The 18,566-nt window shown below is 65.9% G+C and carries 17 protein-coding genes, 1 other RNA gene and 1 pseudogene; 14 read left to right on the forward strand and 5 right to left on the reverse strand.

What is annotated here, in order from left to right; genetic code table 11:
* Positions 1–68 precede the first annotated feature (68 nt).
* Together TX88_RS11880 and TX88_RS11885 are read right to left on the reverse strand one after the other, a co-directional pair.
* The gene (locus TX88_RS11880) at positions 69–1,466 is read right to left on the reverse strand and encodes an acyl-CoA dehydrogenase family protein (protein WP_044516985.1); all 1,398 of its coding nucleotides are present in this window, start codon (positions 1,464–1,466) and stop codon (positions 69–71) included.
* A gap of 93 nt (positions 1,467–1,559) precedes the next feature.
* Positions 1,560–2,009: a winged helix-turn-helix transcriptional regulator gene (locus tag TX88_RS11885; RefSeq protein ID WP_044516987.1), complete on the reverse strand. Its 450-nt coding sequence runs from the start codon at positions 2,007–2,009 to the stop codon at positions 1,560–1,562.
* Positions 2,010–2,133: 124 nt separating this feature from the next.
* On the opposite strand from TX88_RS11885, the gene TX88_RS11890 reads away from it, so the two are divergent.
* On the forward strand, positions 2,134–3,051 hold the full coding sequence (locus tag TX88_RS11890; protein WP_044516988.1) for an NADP-dependent oxidoreductase: 918 nt from the start codon (positions 2,134–2,136) through the stop codon (positions 3,049–3,051).
* Positions 3,052–3,053: 2 nt separating this feature from the next.
* On the opposite strand, the gene hisN is transcribed toward TX88_RS11890, so the two are convergent.
* Positions 3,054–3,836, reverse strand: coding sequence for a histidinol-phosphatase (gene hisN / locus TX88_RS11895; protein ID WP_044516990.1), 783 nt, complete (start codon positions 3,834–3,836; stop codon positions 3,054–3,056).
* 23 nt (positions 3,837–3,859) lie between these two features.
* Here hisN and TX88_RS11900 point away from each other — a divergent pair, with 23 nt between their 5' ends.
* Complete coding sequence (locus TX88_RS11900; protein ID WP_044516991.1) at positions 3,860–4,207, forward strand: hypothetical protein; 348 nt, start codon at positions 3,860–3,862, stop codon at positions 4,205–4,207.
* Here TX88_RS11900 and TX88_RS11905 read toward each other — a convergent pair whose 3' ends face one another.
* Positions 4,208–5,578 carry an FAD-dependent oxidoreductase gene (locus tag TX88_RS11905; RefSeq protein ID WP_044516993.1) on the reverse strand — a complete coding sequence of 457 codons (1,371 nt, stop codon included), beginning with the start codon at positions 5,576–5,578 and terminating at the stop codon, positions 4,208–4,210. It abuts the gene before it with no gap.
* 149 nt (positions 5,579–5,727) lie between these two features.
* On the opposite strand from TX88_RS11905, the gene prfB reads away from it, so the two are divergent.
* From prfB to TX88_RS11940, 8 genes are all read left to right on the forward strand, one after another.
* Positions 5,728–6,837: a peptide chain release factor 2 gene (gene prfB, locus TX88_RS11910; RefSeq protein WP_044516995.1), complete on the forward strand. Its 1,110-nt coding sequence runs from the start codon at positions 5,728–5,730 to the stop codon at positions 6,835–6,837.
* A complete protein-coding gene (locus tag TX88_RS11915) occupies positions 6,824–7,801 on the forward strand; it encodes a mechanosensitive ion channel family protein (RefSeq protein WP_044516996.1) in 978 nt (325 codons plus the stop codon). Before prfB ends, TX88_RS11915 begins: the two co-directional genes overlap by 14 nt.
* The gene (locus TX88_RS11920; RefSeq protein WP_044516998.1) at positions 7,798–8,325 is read left to right on the forward strand and encodes an Rv3103c family proline-rich protein; all 528 of its coding nucleotides are present in this window, start codon (positions 7,798–7,800) and stop codon (positions 8,323–8,325) included. Before TX88_RS11915 ends, TX88_RS11920 begins: the two co-directional genes overlap by 4 nt.
* 45 nt (positions 8,326–8,370) lie before the next feature.
* Positions 8,371–9,060, forward strand: coding sequence for a cell division ATP-binding protein FtsE (ftsE, locus tag TX88_RS11925; RefSeq protein WP_044517000.1), 690 nt, complete (start codon positions 8,371–8,373; stop codon positions 9,058–9,060).
* Positions 9,061–9,957, forward strand: a complete 897-nt coding sequence (gene ftsX / locus TX88_RS11930) for a permease-like cell division protein FtsX (RefSeq protein WP_044517002.1) — start codon at positions 9,061–9,063, stop codon at positions 9,955–9,957. It begins immediately after the preceding gene.
* Between the two features lie 10 nt (positions 9,958–9,967).
* Positions 9,968–10,459 (forward strand): SsrA-binding protein SmpB, encoded by a 492-nt coding sequence (gene smpB, locus TX88_RS11935; RefSeq protein ID WP_044517004.1) that lies wholly within the window; start codon positions 9,968–9,970, stop codon positions 10,457–10,459.
* Positions 10,460–10,641: 182 nt separating this feature from the next.
* Positions 10,642–11,010, forward strand: a transfer-messenger RNA (tmRNA) gene (gene ssrA, locus TX88_RS33305).
* Between the two features lie 129 nt (positions 11,011–11,139).
* Positions 11,140–12,090, forward strand: a complete 951-nt coding sequence (locus TX88_RS11940) for a cutinase family protein (protein ID WP_044517006.1) — start codon at positions 11,140–11,142, stop codon at positions 12,088–12,090.
* 6 nt (positions 12,091–12,096) lie between these two features.
* On the opposite strand, the gene TX88_RS11945 is transcribed toward TX88_RS11940, so the two are convergent.
* Complete coding sequence (locus TX88_RS11945; protein ID WP_044517008.1) at positions 12,097–13,332, reverse strand: sensor histidine kinase; 1,236 nt, start codon at positions 13,330–13,332, stop codon at positions 12,097–12,099.
* A gap of 101 nt (positions 13,333–13,433) precedes the next feature.
* On the opposite strand from TX88_RS11945, the gene TX88_RS11950 reads away from it, so the two are divergent.
* From TX88_RS11950 to TX88_RS35090, 4 genes and pseudogenes are all read left to right on the forward strand, one after another.
* On the forward strand, positions 13,434–14,204 hold the full coding sequence (locus tag TX88_RS11950; protein ID WP_409365859.1) for a YwaF family protein: 771 nt from the start codon (positions 13,434–13,436) through the stop codon (positions 14,202–14,204).
* Between the two features lie 197 nt (positions 14,205–14,401).
* Complete coding sequence (locus TX88_RS11955; RefSeq protein ID WP_044517009.1) at positions 14,402–17,272, forward strand: MMPL/RND family transporter; 2,871 nt, start codon at positions 14,402–14,404, stop codon at positions 17,270–17,272.
* 107 nt (positions 17,273–17,379) lie between these two features.
* Positions 17,380–17,661, forward strand: a complete 282-nt coding sequence (locus TX88_RS11960; protein ID WP_044517011.1) for a hypothetical protein — start codon at positions 17,380–17,382, stop codon at positions 17,659–17,661.
* 556 nt (positions 17,662–18,217) lie between these two features.
* Positions 18,218–18,566: pseudogene (locus TX88_RS35090) on the forward strand (DUF4185 domain-containing protein); the annotation flags it as partial.

Genomic DNA, 18,566 nt, shown 5'->3' on the forward strand with positions numbered 1-18,566 from the left:
CTTGCGGGGCATTTCCAGATTGATTGCCATGATTAGTCTTTCAGCTCAGGAAGAGTAATGACACCGGGCTAGATAACGACGACACCCTCGGCGACGCCGATGGCCCGCAGATCGCGGTACCAGCGCTCGACCGGGTGCTCCTTGGTGTAACCGTGACCGCCGAGCAGCTGCACGCCGTCCAGGCCGATCTGCATGCCCTTGTCGGTGCCGAGCTTGCGCGCGAGTGCGGCCTCACGGGCGAACGGCAGGCCCTGCTCGGCGCGGGCGGCGCCGCGCCAGGTAATCAGCCGCAGGCCGTCGAGCTCGATGGCGATGTTGGCGGCCATGAACGCCACCGACTGACGGTGGGCGATCGGCTCGCCGAATGCCTGGCGCTCCTTGATGTAGGGGATGACGTAGTCGAGCACCGCGTGCGAGGTGCCGACGGCCAGCGCGGCCCAGCCCAGCCGGGACAACGCGATCGCCTCGCTGTAGTCCTGGTCGGTGGCGCCGTCCTCGCCCAGCCGGTTGGCCAGGGGCACCGCCACGTTGTCGAGCTCGACCTGGCCGAGGGCGGCGGCACGGATGCCCATGCTCGGGTCGGCCTTGACCGTGAGGCCCGGCGACGAGGCCTCGACGATGAACAATGCCGGCTTGCCGTTCAACTGTGCTGCCACGATGAACAATTCGGCATCGGCGGCGGCCGGAACCAGCGACTTGACGCCGGACAGGCGGTAGCCGCTGGGGGTGCGTACCGCGGTGGTCTTGAGCGCGGTGGGGTCGAACAGGGCGTGCGGTTCTGCGATGGCCACGCAGGCCTGCGGCACGTTCTCGCCGGCGAATTCCTTGAGGTAGGTGGCCTGCTGGTCGGCGCTGCCCCAGTGGGTGAGCGCCGCGGCGACGCCACCGGGCGCCAGGATCGGCAGGGCCAGGCCCATGTCGCCGTAGGCCAGTGCTTCCGCGACGAGCGCGTTGGTCACGGTGCTGCGGTGTTCGGCGATGCCGTCGAAGTCCTCGGGGACGTTCACGGCGGTGATGCCCAGTTCAGCGGCCTTGGCGATGAGGTCCGCGGGGTAGGCCGCGGCTTCGTCGGCGTCGTGCGCTGCGGGGCGCAGGATCTCCTCGGCGAACTCCCTGACCGTCTCGACGATCATCTGCTGGTCTTCGTCGGGGGTCAGGTCGAAGTAGTCGGCCCCGCTGGCCTTCAGCCGGGTCGGCGCCTTGCCCAGGCCCTGGACCCGCTGGAACTGCCGGGTGGCTGCGCCTGCGGCGGAAAACACCTGCTTCACACCGTATTTCAGGCCGCGATTGAGCGGATCGCGCAGGCCGTAGCGGTCCAAAAATTCCTGGCCGACGATGGGCGTGATCAGCGCCAACCCGATGTCGGTCGCTGTCCGCTTGTGCTTGTGCAGTCCGACAGCACTTTGCTGGCCGGAGCTGGAGGGACGGGAGGGGGTGCCGTTCTTGGACGGCAGGGTGTTGGTCATGTCAGCTGCCTCTGCTGGTCGTGGCGACGCATCTGACCGTATCTTACTCCGGAGTAAGGTACGGCATCTGTTACCAACTTCACACCGTCTGGATCAGGGTTCCGGCACCGAAAGCCGGTCGTGCTGCTCGCGGTTCGCGCGCACCTCGTCCATGTGGGCCTCGGCCCACGACTTGATCCCGATCATCACCTGGTGCAGAGATAAGCCCAGGTCGGTGAGCTCGTACGTGACGGTGACCGGCACGCTCGGGGTAACCGTCCGGGTGAGCAACCCGTCGCGTTCGAGGGAGCGCAGCGTCTGGGTGAGCATCTTCTGGCTGACTCCGGCGAGGCGCCGCGAGAGTTCGGAGTAGCGCATGGGGTGCGGTTCGCCGGCGTCGCCGACCCCGGGGCGCGGACCGTCGCCACCGAGGGCCGCCAGGATCAGCGCTACCCACTTGTCGCTGATCCGGTCGAGCAGCTGGCGGCTGGGGCAGTTCGCCAGGAAGGCGTCGTATTCCAGCTTTGCTCGTGCCCGCTTCTGGGCCGCGGTTGTGGTCGGCACGTCTGCTCCGTTCGATCCGGGTGAGTTACGCACTTCCGAGTGCGTACTTCCCATTGGAGAGTTACCCCTCCATCGTGGAGCAGGAGAGCAGTTCACCACAAGGTTCTAAAAGGAGTGAATTTTCATGTCTGTTGCCACGTTTCGCACCGCGGTTGTCCGTACCCCGGGCGGACCGGACTCGATCGAGATCGTCGATGCCCCCATGGTCGAACCAGGTCCCGGCCAGGTCCGGGTGAAGGTCGCAGCGGCCACGGTCAACCCAGTCGACCTCGCTGTGGTCGCCGGCGTCTTCCACGATCTCGGGCTGGTGGACCAGCCGAACTGGACCGGGCTCGGCTGGGATTTCGCGGGCACCGTCGAGTCTGCCGGTCCTGGTGTGGATCTGGCCGTGGGCACGCGGGTCGCCGGGGTGGTGGCCGGATTCGACCGGGACTACGGCACCTATGCCGAGTACCTGGTGGTGTCCGCCGCCGACGTCGCTGTCGTGCCCGACGGGCTGGGCTCGATCGCCGCATCGACGGTGCCGCTCAACGGATTGACCGCAGCCCAGATCCTCGATCTGCTCGGCGACGCGCCCGCCGATGGTCGCCGCCTGCTGGTCACCGGTGCAGCCGGCGCGGTCGGGGGTTACCTCATCGTGCTCGCCCAGGAGCGCGGCTGGGAGGTGACCGGTCTGGCCCGCGAACATGACGAGGAGTTTGTCCGCAGCCTCGGAGCAGACTTCACCGCCGATGCCGAGCCGGGGTGGGACGCGGTCGCGGACGCCGGTGCGATGCAGCAGGCGGCGCTCGCGCTGGTCCGCGACGGCGGGCGATTCGTCGGAGTGCAGCCGAGTTCCCAGTTGCCGACCGAACGCGGCATCGCCGTCACGGCCGTGGTGGCCCACCCCGACGGCACCCGGCTTGCCGACCTCCTGGCCCGTACGGTGTCCGGGCAGCTGCCGGCCCGGGTGCATTCCGTGCTGCCGTTGGATCAGGCGGCCGATGCCCACCGGACGCTCGCCAAGGGCGGCGTACGTGGCCGGGTCGTCATTCAGCCGTGAGCTCAGTTGCCGGCGAGCCGGTCCAGCACGGCGGCGTGGAGCGGCCCGTTGGTGGCCAGCGCACTGCCGCCGTGCGGGCCCTCGGCGCCGTCGATGCTGGTGAAGGTGCCGCCGGCCTCGCGGATGAGGATGTCGAGGGGGGCGATGTCCCACAGTTTCACCTCGGGCTCGCAGGCGATGTCGACCGCGCCCTCGGCGACCATGCAGTACGACCAGAAGTCGCCGTAGGCGCGTACCCGCCACACCGCGTCGGTGAGTTCCACGAAGCGGTCGCGACGGTGCTCCCACCCCGTCGTCAGGTCCGAGTACGACAGGCTTGCCGACGCGAGGTCCGTGACGCCCGACACCGACAACTTGCGGGTCGCCCCGGCGAACGAGCCGAACGCGCCCTGACCCAGTCCGGCCCACCACCGCCGCGCCAGGGCCGGCGCACTGACCACCCCGATCGTCGGGACGCCGTCGTCGAGCAGTGCGATCAGCGTGCACCACACCGGGACACCGCGGACGAAGTTCTTGGTTCCGTCGATCGGGTCGATCACCCACTGGCGACCGGTCAAAGTCGTTGTCCCGCCGAACTCTTCGCCGAACACCGTGTCGTCCGGACGGGCCGCCGCCAGTGAGGCGCGCAGAGCTTCCTCGGCGCCACGGTCGGCGTCGGTGACCGGGGTCAGATCGGGTTTGGTCTCGATGTGCAGATCCAGGGCGCCGAAGCGGTCCATGGTCAGTGCGTCGGCCTGGTCGGCCAGTTCGAGGGCCAATGCCATGTCATCCGCGACGGAACTCATGGCTGCAGTCCTACCATGGCCTCGTGTGGGAATTCGGCATACTCCTGTTGCTCGTGGGTGCTCTGGTGCTGCTACTGGCGCCACGGATCATGCGGCGCCGGGGAATTCGCGGTGAACTGGCGCACGGCACCCTGCTTGTGACCGGGGTGAGCCCGCGTCCGGACGCGACGGGGGAGCAGTACGTCACCATCACCGGCGTCATCACCGGACCGACGGTCAACGAGCACGTCGTGTATCAGCGGATGGCCGTCGACGTGAACAACTGGCCGGCCATGGGAACCCTGTTCCCGGTCGTCTACTCGCCGAGCAACCCGGACAAATGGGCGTTCGCGCCCGCGGAGCCGCCGCCGGACGGACCGCCGCCGGCCTGATCAGGCGTGCGCGATCCGGAGCAGCTCGGCCACGCTCGCCAGCTTCACCCGGGGGCGCCCCACCGATTCGCCTGCGGCGCGCTCATGCGCGTCGATCAGCTGCCAGTGGTCGCCGGTGACGAGGGCGGGCTGGTGTTCCAGCAGCCATTCGGCCAGTTCGCGGTCGTAGTCGGAGCCACGCTCGTCGACTCCGCCGGCCCGAAGGTCTTCCAGCAAGGTGTCGACGGTGTCCTGGGAGTCCTTCTTGTTGCTGCCGATCACGCCGGACGGTCCCCGCTTGATCCAGCCGACCACGTATTCGTTGCTGCTGCCGTCGATGCGTCCGCCGGTGTGCGGAATGGTGCCGGAGCGTTCGTCGAACGGCAGCCCCGGTGTGGGCACGCCCCGATAACCGACCGCCCGCACCACCAGCTGGACGGGTAGCTCTTCGCGGTCGCCGGTGTCCTTGGCCACCACACGGCCGTCCGCGTCACGGACAAGTTCGTTGCGGCCCAGCACAATCGACTCGACACGATCCTCGCCGCGCAATTCGATGGGGGAGGTGCAGAAGCGGAACACGATGCGCCGCTTGGCTTCTCGTGGCTGCTCATCGACGTACTTGCGCAGCACCCTGATGTTCTGCTTGACGGTCTTGCCTGCCGCCTCGAGGTCTTCGTCGGTGATGCCGTCGAAATCGGCCGGGTCGAGGATGACGTCGACGTCGCCCAGCCCCTCGAGGTCGCCGAGTTCGCGGAGTTCCAGCGTGGTGAACGTCGCCTGCAACGGTCCGCGGCGCCCGATCACGACGACCTCTTCCACCCCGCGGGTGTCCAGTGAGGCCAGCGCGTGGTCGGCGATATCGGTGTTGGCCAGGGCCTGTGGGTCGCTGACCAGGATGCGGGCCACGTCCAGGGCGACGTTGCCGTTGCCGACCACCACCGCGCGTCCGCCCGCCAGATCGGGTGCCATGCCGTCGAAATGGGGATGGGCGTTGTACCAGCCGACGAAATCCACCGCGGCGACGCTGCCGGGCAACTCTTCCCCGGGGATGTGCAGCGCCCGGTCGGATTGCGCACCGATGGCATAGACCACCGAGTCATAGCGCTGCGCCAGCTCGGCCGGAGTGATGTGCTCGCCGACCTTGATGTTGCCGAAGAACCGGAACCGGGCATCGGCCGCGGTCTTGTCGAACTGCGCGCTGATCGACTTGATCTTGGGGTGGTCGGGCGCCACGCCCGAACGCACCAACCCCCACGGGGTCGGCAGCATTTCGAGCATGTCGACTCGCACGTCGCGATCGGAGTCGGGCAAATCGGCGAACTTGAGCAGCGATGCGGCAGCAAAGAATCCCGAGGGGCCGGAGCCGACGATCGCTACATGATATGGGCGCATACCCTGCCTTCTTAGAGCGGAAAAGCCGTCACAGCCCGACTCAACTGCGTGCTGTGACGGGTACCACCCGATGCTAAACACAGATCGTCTGCGGTGCCGCCAGTCGGAGAGAACTGCCGCCGAAATGCCGCCGGGTACCCTGAACATTCGTGGATCCAGACCGCCAAGCAGCCGTAGCCGCACTCGACACCACCCTGACGACCGTGGAGCGGGTGCTCGACATCGATGGCCTGCGCCAGCGGATCGACATGCTCGAGCAGCAGGCCTCCGATCCGAAGCTCTGGGACGACCAGTCGCGCGCCCAGAAAGTCACCAGTGAGCTCTCGCATGCGCAGAGCGAGATGCGCCGGGTGCAGGACCTGCGTCAGCGCGTCGACGACCTGCCGGTGCTGTTCGAACTCGCTGCCGAAGAAGGCGGTGAGGACGAGCTGGCCGAGGCCGACGCCGAGCTCGCCAAGCTTCGCGAGGAGATCGAGACCCTCGAGGTCCGCACCCTGCTCTCGGGTGAGTACGACGAGCGCGAGGCCGTCGTGACGATCCGCTCCGGCGCCGGTGGCGTCGACGCCGCGGACTGGGCCGAGATGCTGATGCGGATGTACATCCGATGGGCCGAGAAGCACGACTACCCGGTCGAGGTGTTCGACACGTCCTACGCCGAGGAAGCCGGGATCAAGAGCGCGACCTTCGCCGTGCACGCCCCGTTCGCCTACGGCACCCTCTCGGTCGAGCAGGGCACGCACCGGCTGGTCCGGATCAGCCCGTTCGACAATCAGAGCCGGCGCCAGACGTCGTTCGCCGACGTCGAGGTGCTCCCCGTCGTGGAAACCACCGACCACATCGACATTCCCGAAGGGGATCTGCGCGTCGACGTGTACCGCTCCAGCGGTCCCGGCGGGCAGTCGGTGAACACCACCGACTCCGCTGTCCGGCTCACCCACATCCCCACCGGTATCGTGGTGACCTGTCAGAACGAGAAGTCCCAGCTGCAGAACAAGGTCGCGGCCATGCGCGTGCTTCAGGCACGGCTGCTGGAGCGCAAGCGATTGGAAGAGCGCGCCGAGATGGATGCGCTGAAGGGCGACGGTGGCAGCTCGTGGGGTAACCAGATGCGGTCCTATGTTCTGCACCCCTATCAGATGGTGAAGGATCTGCGCACCGAGTACGAGGTCGGAAACCCGGCCACGGTGCTGGACGGAGACATCGACGGATTCCTGGAAGCAGGGATCAGATGGCGCAACAGAAAAGATGACGACGACTAATACAGTGCTAGCCCTTCCCCTCGCCGAACGCTGGCACGATTTCTGGCACGGCGAGATCGGCGTATGGATCCTGACCACCGGGCTGCACATCGCCCTGCTGCTCATCGGCGGCCTGCTCGCGGCGCGCTTCATCAACTGGGCCGCGCAGCGCGTCGTGCGCCGGATCGACGCCGAGTATCAGGAAAGCGACGCGCTGGTGCGCTCGGAGAGTGCCAAGCACCGGCAGGCCGTCGCCTCGGTGATCTCGTGGGTGTCGGTGGCAGTCCTGTTCATCATCGTGCTCGTCGAGGTCACCGATGCCCTCCAGGTGCCGGTCGCCTCCCTGGTCGCCCCGGCCGCGGTGCTCGGCGCCGCGCTCGGTTTCGGTGCGCAGCGCATCGTCCAGGACCTGCTCGCCGGCTTCTTCATCATCACCGAGAAGCAGTACGGCTTCGGTGACCTCGTCAGGCTGACGATCGCTGCCGCCAACGAGGCGGAGGGCACGGTCGAGGACGTCACGCTGCGCGTCACCAAGCTGCGGTCATCCGAGGGCGAGATGTACACCGTGCCCAACGGGCAGATCGTCAAGGCGCTGAACCTGTCCAAGGACTGGGCGCGGGCGGTCGTCGACATCCCGGTCCCGGTCAGTGCCGACCTCAACGTGGTCAACGACGTGCTCAACGAGGTGGCCGAAAAGGCCGCCGAAGACGGCGAGCTGTCCAAGCTGCTGCTCGACAAGCCCCAGCTGATGGGCGTCGAGAGCATCGGGCTGGACACCGTGAACCTGCGGATGGTCGCCCGGACCTTGCCGGGCAAACAGTTCGACGTGGGCAGACGGTTGCGGGTACGGGTGGTGCGAGCGCTGCGCCGCGCGGGTGTGGTGACGTCGTCCGACGCATCGGTCGCCGCGGCGGGAGACGTCATCCACCCGGCCGCGGTCGCTGAGACGGTCGCGACACCGCCGGCCCAGGAGCCGAAGAAGTGAAACTCGACTTCACCCGGGTGACCGATGCCGTCACCAAGTTCTGGCACAGCCGTGTCGGCCGGATTCGCACGTCCACGGTGGTGCTGCTCATCGTGTTCATCGCGCTGTCGTGGGTGCAGCAGGAGTACCGGCCGCAGCAGCCCGCACCGCAGTCGCCCGACACCCAGGTGGTGCCGCCCGGATTCGTGCCCGATCCCGACTACACCTGGGTGCCGCGCACCAAGGTGCAGGCGCCCCGCACCACGACGCCGCCCGAGACCCCGGAGACCACCGAGACCACGATCCCGACGACCACGACGCCGACCGAGACGCCGGAGACCACCGAGACCACCACTCCCGGTGCGCCGACGAGTCCGACCACGACGCCGCCGCCGGGTGCTCCGCGGACGACGGTGTTCGATCCGGACGGTCCCGGACTGCTTCCGCCCATCACGTTGCCGGTGCTCCCGGGGGCGCCTCCCAGTCCGACGGTCGAGCAGCAGCAACCGGGCATGGAGCCGGTGGCGCCGACATTGCCGCGATAGCCTGACCAGCCCGATGTTCTCGCCCCGCTACACTGGCGTGCCGTGATGATCACCCTCGACCACGTGACGAAGCACTACAAGTCTTCGGCGCGCCCAGCGCTCGACGACGTCTCGTTGAAAATCGACAAGGGTGAGTTCGTCTTCCTGATCGGTCCCTCGGGTTCGGGCAAGTCGACGTTCATGCGGCTGCTGCTGGCAGCCGAGACGCCCACCTCGGGTGACATCCGGGTGTCCAAGTTCCACGTCAACAAGCTCCCCGGCCGGCACGTCCCGAGCCTGCGCCAGGTCATCGGCTGCGTGTTCCAGGACTTCCGGCTGCTGCAGCAGAAGACGGTGTTCGAGAACGTGGCGTTCGCCCTTGAGGTGATCGGCAAGCGCGGCGAGGTGATCAACCGGGTGGTCCCGGACGTGTTGGAGATGGTCGGCCTGTCCGGCAAGGCCAACCGGCTGCCGAGCGAACTGTCCGGTGGCGAGCAGCAGCGTGTCGCTATCGCGCGGGCCTTCGTCAACCGCCCGCTGGTCCTGATCGCCGACGAGCCCACCGGAAACTTGGATCCCGAGACCAGCAAGGACATCATGGATCTGCTGGAACGGATCAACCGCACCGGAACCACGGTGCTGATGGCCACCCACGACCATCACATCGTCGACTCCATGCGCCAGCGGGTCGTCGAACTCGAACTCGGCCGGCTGATCCGTGATGAGCAGCGCGGCGTCTACGGAATGGATCGCTAAGTGCGCTTCGGCTTTCTTGTCAATGAAGTTCTGACCGGACTTCGTCGCAACGTCACGATGACTGTGGCGATGATCCTGACCACCGCGATCTCGATCGGGTTGTTCGGTGGCGGTCTGCTGGTGGTGCGGCTGGCCGACCAGTCCCGCGACATCTACCTGGACCGCGTCGAGAGCCAGGTGTTCCTGACCGACGACATCTCGGCCAACGATCCCAACTGCGACGAAGAAGCGTGCAAGGCGCTGTACCGCATGATCGACGACCGCGACGACGTGCGCTCGCTGAGCTTCCTCAACCGCGAGCAGGCCTACGACGACGCGATCAAGAAGTTCCCGCAGTACAAGGATGTCGCGGGCAAGGACGCGTTCCCGGCGTCGTTCATCGTCAAGCTCAACGACCCCGAGCAGCACGAGGCGTTCGACAAGGCGATGCAGGGTCAGCCCGGTGTGCTCAACGTGCTCAACCAGAAGGACCTGATCGACCGATTGTTCGCGGTGCTCGACGGCCTCAGCAGCGTCGCCTTCGCGGTGGCGCTGGTGCAGGCGATCGGCGCGGTGCTGTTGATCGCCAACATGGTTCAGGTGGCTGCCTATACGCGGCGCAACGAGATCGGCATCATGCGCCTGGTCGGCGCGACCCGCTGGTACACCCAGTTGCCGTTCCTCGTCGAAGCGATGATCGCGGCCCTGATCGGTGTGGTGATCGCGATCGTCGGGCTGATCGTGGTGCGAGCGGTATTCCTGGAGAAGGCGCTCGACCAGTTTTATCAGTCGAATTTGATTGCCCGGGTCGACTACGCTGACGTGCTCTACTTCAGCGCACCGTGGATGCTGTTCCTCGGCCTGGCGATGTCCGGCATCACCGCGTATGTGACGCTGCGGCTCTACATACGAAGGTAGTCGTGAACTAGTGGCGACCAAGAAGTCCAGCCCCGCCGGCAATAAGCAGATTGTGGCCAGCAATCGCAAGGCGCGGCACAACTACATGATTCTCGATACCTATGAAGCGGGTATCGCGTTGATGGGCACCGAGGTCAAGAGCCTGCGCGAAGGCCAGGCCTCACTGGCCGACGCGTTCGCCACCGTCGACGACGGCGAGATCTGGCTGCGCAACGTGCACATCGCCGAGTACCACCACGGCACCTGGACCAACCACGCGCCGCGGCGCAACCGCAAACTGCTGTTGCACCGCAAGGAGATCGACAACCTCATCGGCAAGATCCGCGACGGCAACCTCACGCTGGTGCCGTTGTCGATGTACTTCTCCGACGGCAAGGTCAAGGTCGAGCTGGCGCTGGCCCGCGGTAAGCAGGCCCACGACAAGCGCCAGGACCTGGCCAAGCGCGACGCCGACCGGGAGATCACCCGCGAGTTGGGCCGCCGCGCCAAGGGCATGTCCTGAGCCAGCTTGTCCTGAGCACCGCGAGCGACCGTGTCTGTACGCCGACGCGCCGTAATTTCCGTACCTGGGCGGTCGCTCGGCAGGCGTGAGCGACACGAAAATGCCGCGGAATAATGGCTTGGCGTTCGCCGTTGGGTCTGGCGTACCATTGACTGTCCTGCCGAGATTCGGCAGGGATGCGAGGGGCTGATCGGTTTCGACTTCGCGCATCGAATCAAGGGAAGCGTGCCGGTGCAGGCAAGAGACCACCGTAAGCGTCGTTGCAACCAATTAAGCGCCGATTCCAATCAGCGCGACTACGCACTCGCTGCCTAAGCGACTGCGTGTCTGTCAGACCGGGAGCGCCCTCGGCCCGGACCCTGGCATCAGCTAGAGGGACCCACCCACGGGTTCGGTCGCGGGATCCGTGGGGACATCAAACAGCGACTGGGATCGTCATCTCGGCTTGTTCGCGTGACTGAGAGATCCGAGTAGAGGCAAAGCGAACTGCGCACGGAGAAGCCTCGAGGAAGTGCCGTAGGACCCGGGTTCAATTCCCGGCAGCTCCACCGGAAAGATGCAGGTCAGGGATCTAATCCCTGGCCTGTTTTCTTTTCCGTCACCATCTCGTCGCCGCGCCGCCCCTACGAGTCGTCCCGGCAAGAATGTTCATTCCTGCTGGATACGGGTTAGGTTGAGGAATGTTCTCTCGCCGCATACACAGCCCTGGTACGGGCAGTGCGCGGTCAGGTGGTCGCTGGGTCGGGCTTGGCGCTGCTGCACTTCTCACCTCTGGTATCCCACTCGTAGGACTCTCCGCACCGCCGATAGCGGCTGCCGCCGACTGCGCCGATGCGGAGGTGGTCTTCGCGCGCGGCACGGATGAGCCGGCCGGTATGGGCCGGGTCGGCGACGCCTTCGTCGACTCGCTGCGCAAGCAGACCGCCGGCATGAACATCACCTCCTACGGGGTGAACTACAAGGCCAGCAAGCTGCAGCTGCACGGTGGTGACGGCGCCAAGGACGCGATTTCCCACATCAAGTCCACGCTGTCGTCCTGCCCCGACACCAAGATCGTCCTCGGCGGCTATTCGCAGGGTGCGAGCGTGATCAACATCGTGGCCGGCAACCCGCTCGGTGGCATCACCTGGGGCGATTCGCTCCCGGCCCAATACGCGGACAACGTCGCGGCGATCACCACCTTCGGCGACGTGGGCACCCGCACCAAGCAATCGATCTCGACCCAGAGCGCGCTGTACGGGTCCAAGGCGGTCGACCTGTGCAACCCCATGGATCCGATCTGTCACGAGGGCCAGGGCAACGAATGGAGTGGACACACCGAGGGCTACGTGCCCGTGTACACCACCCAGGCGGCGGCTTTCGCCGCATCCAAGTTGCTGGCCGGCTCGGGTCAGGCGGTGCCCGGATACGGGCCGGCACTGCCGGATTACGGGTACGGACCGGAGACGCCGGGCTACAGCCAGTACCCGGGCTACGGGTCGGCACCGGGGACTGACCCCAACACCTCGCTGCACGGTCCGCAACCGGGGTACCGCCCCGAGACGCCCGGGTACGGCGGCTTGCAGCCGCCTGGGTCCGGCTCGTCGACGCCGCCGCCTGCCTCGCCGCCCACCGGAATCGGATGGGTCTGAGCGGTTTCAGACCGCTGTCTGCGACGGTAGGGAGATCGCGATCTCGGTGCCGCGGGCATCGTGGACGTCCAGCACGCCGCCGAGGGCCAACACCTTGGCGCGAATCGACGCGAAGCCGATGTGACCGGTTTCGACGCTCAGCGCGAGGCGCTCGGGTTGGATGCCGACGCCGTCGTCCGCGATGCACAACGTGGCTCGACCTTCGGACCGCTGCAGGGTGAACCTCAAGTTGTCGGCCTTGGCGTGCTTGATCGCATTCGTCGAGAACTCGCGCGCCGCGCTGTAGAGCAGGTGATCGGCGTCGGTTCGCAGGTCATCGGGCCAGTCGTCGAAGTCCACGTGGACGGCCAGGTTGGTGCGGGCCGCGATGCCGTCAGCAAGTGAGGTGATGGCGGCCCTGAGCCCGGCTCGCGCCAGCACCTCGGGGTGCAGTTCACGGACCACGTCGCGAAGCAGTCGGGAGCACTCGCCGAGAGCCAGATCGACGCGGTCCATCGATTCGGCGGATCCTTCGCGAACCTCTTCCATCTCCCGGCGCGACGCCAGGACATACTGCAGTGCCCCATCGTGCAGTCGCTCGGACAGGGTTTGCCTTTCGCGCTTTTCGAGAGTGACGATCTCCTCGAGCAGTCGACTTCGTTCCTGGGCCAACTGGACGATCGTCCGCTCTTTCGACTGCTGGATCCACGACAGCGTGACCGACCCCGCGGCCAACCCGAACAACACTCCCGTCGTGGTGAGAATCGAACCCCACGGCTCGTCGCCGTTGGCGGCCTGGTCTACCCAGAGCACGACGACGTATGCGGCGACGGTGGGGACGGCGATCACCGCACTCACGAAGGGATCGAGCTGAGCCGCGGCGATCAGTGGGATCAGGAACAGCCCGTAGTGGAGCACATCGGAGGTCCAGGTGTTCGGTGAGCTGAGGCCTGATTCCACCGAAAGTATCGACACCACAGCGACATCCGCGAACAACATGAGCAGTGCAACTGAACGCCGGGCCTCGATTCCGGCATGATTGGCCGGCCGCATCGCCCAGAGGCCCCAACAGGCGATCGCTGCGATGTAGCCGATCCAGATCAGTCCGTAGGGCCAGCGGTAGGTTTCGGGCGGTTGCAGGAACAGCGCGAAGAAGATGAACGCCACCAACAGAATCCGCAGGGCGAACTGCAGCAGCAGCCCGCGAAAAGCTGCGCCCTGGGAGTATTCCCTCAAAGCCGTTGCCGCCGCGCGCCTGACCATTCTCGACTCCCGCCAACCGCAAGGTTCGGCAGGAGTATAGGGCGATTCGATCGTGTCCTGAGGCAGGTTAATGAAGTTTCCCCACTTGCCTGCGATCATGGATGACGGTTCCTGCGTGTGACGAGACGGGGGAGTTGATCGAATTGTTCTCTGCGCAGCGCGAGTTTTCGGCGTACGGCCCGTCGCACTGGGTCGTGCTGGCGGTGTTCGCAACGGGCGCCGTGCTTCTGGTGATGATCGGCCGCAGGCAGACCGAATCGCAGGCCCGAATCCTGAGCCGTGTCCTGGCGGTCCTGCTCATCGCGGCGTTCGTCGTCGCCTTGGCCTACAAGCTGGTCGATCCCACCATCGACACCTCGGTGCCGCTGCAGCTGTGTGATCTCGCGGAACTCGCGGCCGCCTATGCCTTGTGGTCGCAACGGCATTGGGCCTTCGTCCTCACCTATTACTGGGGCCTCGTCCTGAGCTCGCAGGCATTGATCACCCCCGATATCGGTACGCCGAAGGAGGGCGCTCCCGACTTTCCCCACCACCTCTTCGTCACCTTCTTCACGCTTCATGTGCTGGTCGTGTTGGCTGCCGTCTATCTGACGTGGGGGAGAGGTATGCGGCCGCGGTGGCGCGACTACCGCTTCGCCGTCATCGCGACCCTGGGATGGGCGGCATTCACCCTCGCCTTCAACGCGGTCACGGGAGCCAACTACGGCTATCTCAACCGGAAGCCCCCCACGGCGTCGCTGCTGGACGTGCTCGGTCCGTGGCCGGTGTATCTGCTGGCTGAGGTCGCGATCGTGCTGATCGTGTGGGCGCTGATGACCTGGCCGTGGGAGCGGGTGAGGCAGCGCGCGACGACGGCTGCGCCCCAGCTGTGAAATTGCTGTCAGTAGACGTGCAAAGTGATTATTGACACCGACACTTTGACAGGCTAGGTATATTACGCGCGTTTGCGAATGTGTATCGCTTGCGACCTGTCCCACCCAGGCGACAGTGGCCTGATCGAAGGGGCGGGTTGTGTGCAGACCACGGCATCACGTGAACGCGCGGAAGATCGCACCCCGGAGCACACGCGATGAGTAGCCACAGCAGCGGCACGCAGGACAGGTCGGGCATCGCCCGGGCCATCCGCGTGCTGGCGGTGCCCATCGTGCTCGGCTGGATCGCCCTGACCGTCCTGACGAATGTCCTCGTCCCGCCGCTGGAGAAGGTCGGTGAGGAGCACACCGTCGGGCTGAGCGCCAATGACGCCCCGGCGATGATCGCTATGCGCAAGATCGGCGCCAATTTCCAAGAGTTCGATTCCGACAGCAACGCCATGGTGGTGCTGGAGGGCGAGCAGCCGCTCGGCGACGACGCGCACCACTACTACGACGGCGTCGTCGACAAGCTCGAGGCCGACACCGCACATGTGCAGCACGTCGCCGACTTCTGGGGCGACCCGCTGACGGCCTCGGGCGCGCAGAGCAACGATGGCAAGTCGGCCTACGTCCAGGTCTATCTGCGCGGCAACCAGGGCGAGACGCTGGCCAACGAGTCGGTGACCGCTGTCCGTGACATCGTCAACCAGTCGTCGCCTCCGCCGGGGGTCAAGGTGTACGTGACCGGCGGCGCGCCGCTGATCAACGACCAGCACCACGCCGGTGACAAGAGCATCGCCAAGGTCACCACCATCACGCTCGTGGTGATCGCCGTGATGCTCGTGCTCGTCTTCAGGTCTGTCGCCACGATGATCCTGGTGCTGGTCATGGTGTTCATGGAGCTCGGCGCTGCCCGCGGCATCGTTGCGTTCCTGGCCTACACCGACATCATCGGGCTGTCGACCTTCGCGGTGAACCTCTTGACGTTGATGGTCATCGCGGCCGGCACCGACTACGCGATTTTCGCGATCGGTCGCTATCAAGAGGCGCGCGGGGCCGGCGAAGACCGAGAAACCGCGTACTACACGATGTTCCGCGGCACCTCTCATGTGGTCCTGGGTTCCGGCATGACCATTGCCGGTGCCATGTTGTGTCTCAGCTTCACGCGCCTGCCGTATTTCCAGACCATGGGTGTGCCGTGTGCCGTGGGCACGTTCGTCGCGGTCGTCGCCGCGCTGACGATGGGCCCGGCGATCATCGTGATCGGCAGCCGGTTCGGGCGTTTCGAGCCCAAGCGCAGCATCCGGTCCCGCGGCTGGCGTCGCGTCGGCATCGCCGTGGTGCGGTGGCCGGGCCCGATCCTGGCCGCGACGTTGGGCCTGGCGCTTGTCGGCCTGCTCACGCTGCCGGGTTACAAGACCAATTACGACGCCCGCAAGTACCTGCCCTCCGACCTGCCTGCCAACGTCGGATATGCCGCGGCCGAACGGCATTTCAGCGCCGCCCGGATGAACCCCGAACTGCTGATGGTCGAGGCCGACCACGATCTGCGAAACCCGGCGGACTTCCTGGTGATCGACAAGATCGCCAAGAGCATCGTGCGGGTGCCCGGTATCTCCCGGGTGCAGGCGATCACCCGGCCCAACGGCCGCCCGATCGAGCACACCTCGATCCCGTTCCTGCTCAGCCGGCAGGGCACGACGAACACGATGAACCGGAAGTACCAGCAGGACCGCATGGACGACATGCTGGTTCAGGCCGATGAGATGCAGAAGTCCATCGACACGATGGAGCAGATGTCGCGGCTGACCCAGCAGATGGCCGACATCACGCATTCGATGGTGGCCAAGACCAAGGTGATGACCCTCGACATCGCCGAATTGCGCAACAACATCGGCGATTTCGACGATTGGCTGCGTCCGCTGCGTAATTACCTCTATTGGGAGCCGCACTGCGCCGACATCCCGCTGTGCTGGTCGCTTCGGTCGATCTTCGACACCCTCGACGGCATCGACGCCCTGACCGATGACGTTCAGGAGTTGGTGCCCGAGCTGGAGCGGCTGGACACGTTGATGCCGCAGTTGGTCGCGTTGATGCCCGAGCAGATCGAATCCATGAAGTCCATGAAGACGATGATGCTGACGCAGCGGGCCACGCAGGCCGGTCAGCAGGATCAGATGGCCGCGATGCAGGAGAATTCGACGGCCATGGGCAAGGCCTTCGATGAGGCCCGCAATGACGACACGTTCTATCTTCCGCCGGAAGCCTTCGACAACAAGGACTTCAAGCGCGGCATGAAGAACTTCATCTCTCCCGACGGAAAGTCGGTGCGGTTCATCATCAGCCACGAGGGCGATCCCGCGACGCCCGAAGGCGTCAACCATGTCGACCCGATCAAGCTGGCGGCCAAGGAAGCGCTCAAGGGCACGCCGCTGGAAGGTTCCAAGATCTATCTGGCCGGCACCGCGGCCACGTACAAGGACATGAAGGACGGATCGTTCTACGACCTTCTGATCGCCGGAATCGCCGCAGTATCACTGATTTTCATCATCATGCTGCTCATCACGCGCAGTGCGGTGGCGGCGGCGGTGATCGTCGGTACCGTGCTGCTGTCCCTCGGCGCGTCATTCGGATTGTCCGTGCTCGTCTGGCAGCACCTTCTCGGGCTGGAACTGCACTGGATGGTGTTGGCGATGTCGGTCATCCTGCTACTGGCGGTGGGTTCCGACTACAACCTGCTGCTGGTGTCGCGGTTCAAGGAAGAACTGTCCGGTGGCCTGAAGACCGGCATCATCCGGGCGATGGCGGGAACCGGCTCGGTGGTGACCTCGGCGGGCCTGGTGTTCGCCTTCACCATGGCGTCGTTCGCATTCAGCGATCTCAAGGTCATGGCACAGGTCGGCACCACCATCGCACTCGGCCTGCTGTTCGACACTCTCATCGTGCGGTCGTTCATGACGCCTGCGATCGCGGCGCTGCTGGGCAGGTGGTTCTGGTGGCCGCAGGTCATCCAGTCGGCGGCGTCGAAGCGGCGACTGGCCGAGCTGCAGCGCCGACCCACATACAAAGCCTCCGCACAGCCCTGACTTAATAAGCAGAGCTAACCTAATTGGTGGAAGCCGGAAAACATCCGCTTCCGCTGACTCTGGACCGACGGGGCGATCCACAGTCTGGTTCTGCAAGTTCAGAGGGGTTGGAAGATGCTGAAGTCATCGCCATCAGCGCCGCAGCGGCCGGCGCACTGGGCCTGGCCGCACTCGGGATCGGCACGGGGGTGGCCAATGCGGCCCCTGCGCCGGTCGCCGGATCGGGAGTCGGTTGGGCCGAGCACCCCGGGTGGGGCTACGGCCCCGGCCCGTGGGGCCCGCCGCCACCTCCGCCGCCCGCGTACGGGGCCGGTTGGGGTTATGGCGGCTATGGTCCGCCGTCGGTCTGTGCCACCGGGCCGTTCCGGCTGGTGCAGGTCTGTAGCTGACAGGCAAAACGAAACTGCCCATGTGCGAGCCGAAAACTCTCGCACGTGGGCAGTTTCGTTCAATTACTTCTTGTTGCCCCCGGGCCGCGGAGGTGGCGGCGGCTTGGCCTTGGTCGTCGGCTCGAACTTGCCGCCCTTTTTCGGATCGAATGTTCCGGCCATGGTGATCCCTCTCGCTCGGTTCGATAGTTCCACCACTTCCCACCGTAACCACGATGGCAAGGCCCGGCGGGGCGAACGGCGATGAACAGCTGAGAGTTCTGTGTGAAGCGTGCAGGTGCCAACGCCTTTCGTGGCGGATCGGCGCGACGAGACCGGCGAGAATCACGATGAGCTGAACGTAGCCAGCGCCATACCAGGTCGCCGCGGTGGCGCGTGGCAAGGCAACACGCCGGGTCTGGTTGCGACACGATCACGGGACGATACCTATCGGTACATCACCGGTCACATCGGCAACATTGATCACTAACGTCACATCAGCCAACTGTGACGTCATGTCGACGTCCCTGCATTGGGAAGGTGTGACATGTCGCGACGTCCTCGAGGTGCTTCGACGATGGCAGCGGCGGCCGCAATCGGACTTGTCGTCGCCGTCGGTATAGCGCCCTCGGCATCGGCTGAACCCTGTGAAGGCGCTGCTGCGGCCGCGCAACCCCTCCCGAACCAGGCCTTCCAGATCCCCAAGCCGTCCAGGCTCGCTCCGCTCAACCGGCCGATCGGGCACATGCCCGCCGGGGCCAACGACCGGGCTCCGCTGCCCAAGCTCGGGCAGTTGCCGCTGGCCCTGCTCAAGGCGCTGATGCCGAATTCCGGGCAGGTCAGGCAGAAGGCGGCGGTCGTCCCGGCGCCCAATCCCGGCGGCGCCCAGCCCGTCCCGAACGCGGCACAGCCGGCGCCGGCCCCGG

Origin of the sequence: Mycolicibacterium septicum DSM 44393 (assembly GCF_000455325.1) — a bacterium.
In the GTDB taxonomy this organism is placed as follows: domain Bacteria; phylum Actinomycetota; class Actinomycetes; order Mycobacteriales; family Mycobacteriaceae; genus Mycobacterium; species Mycobacterium septicum.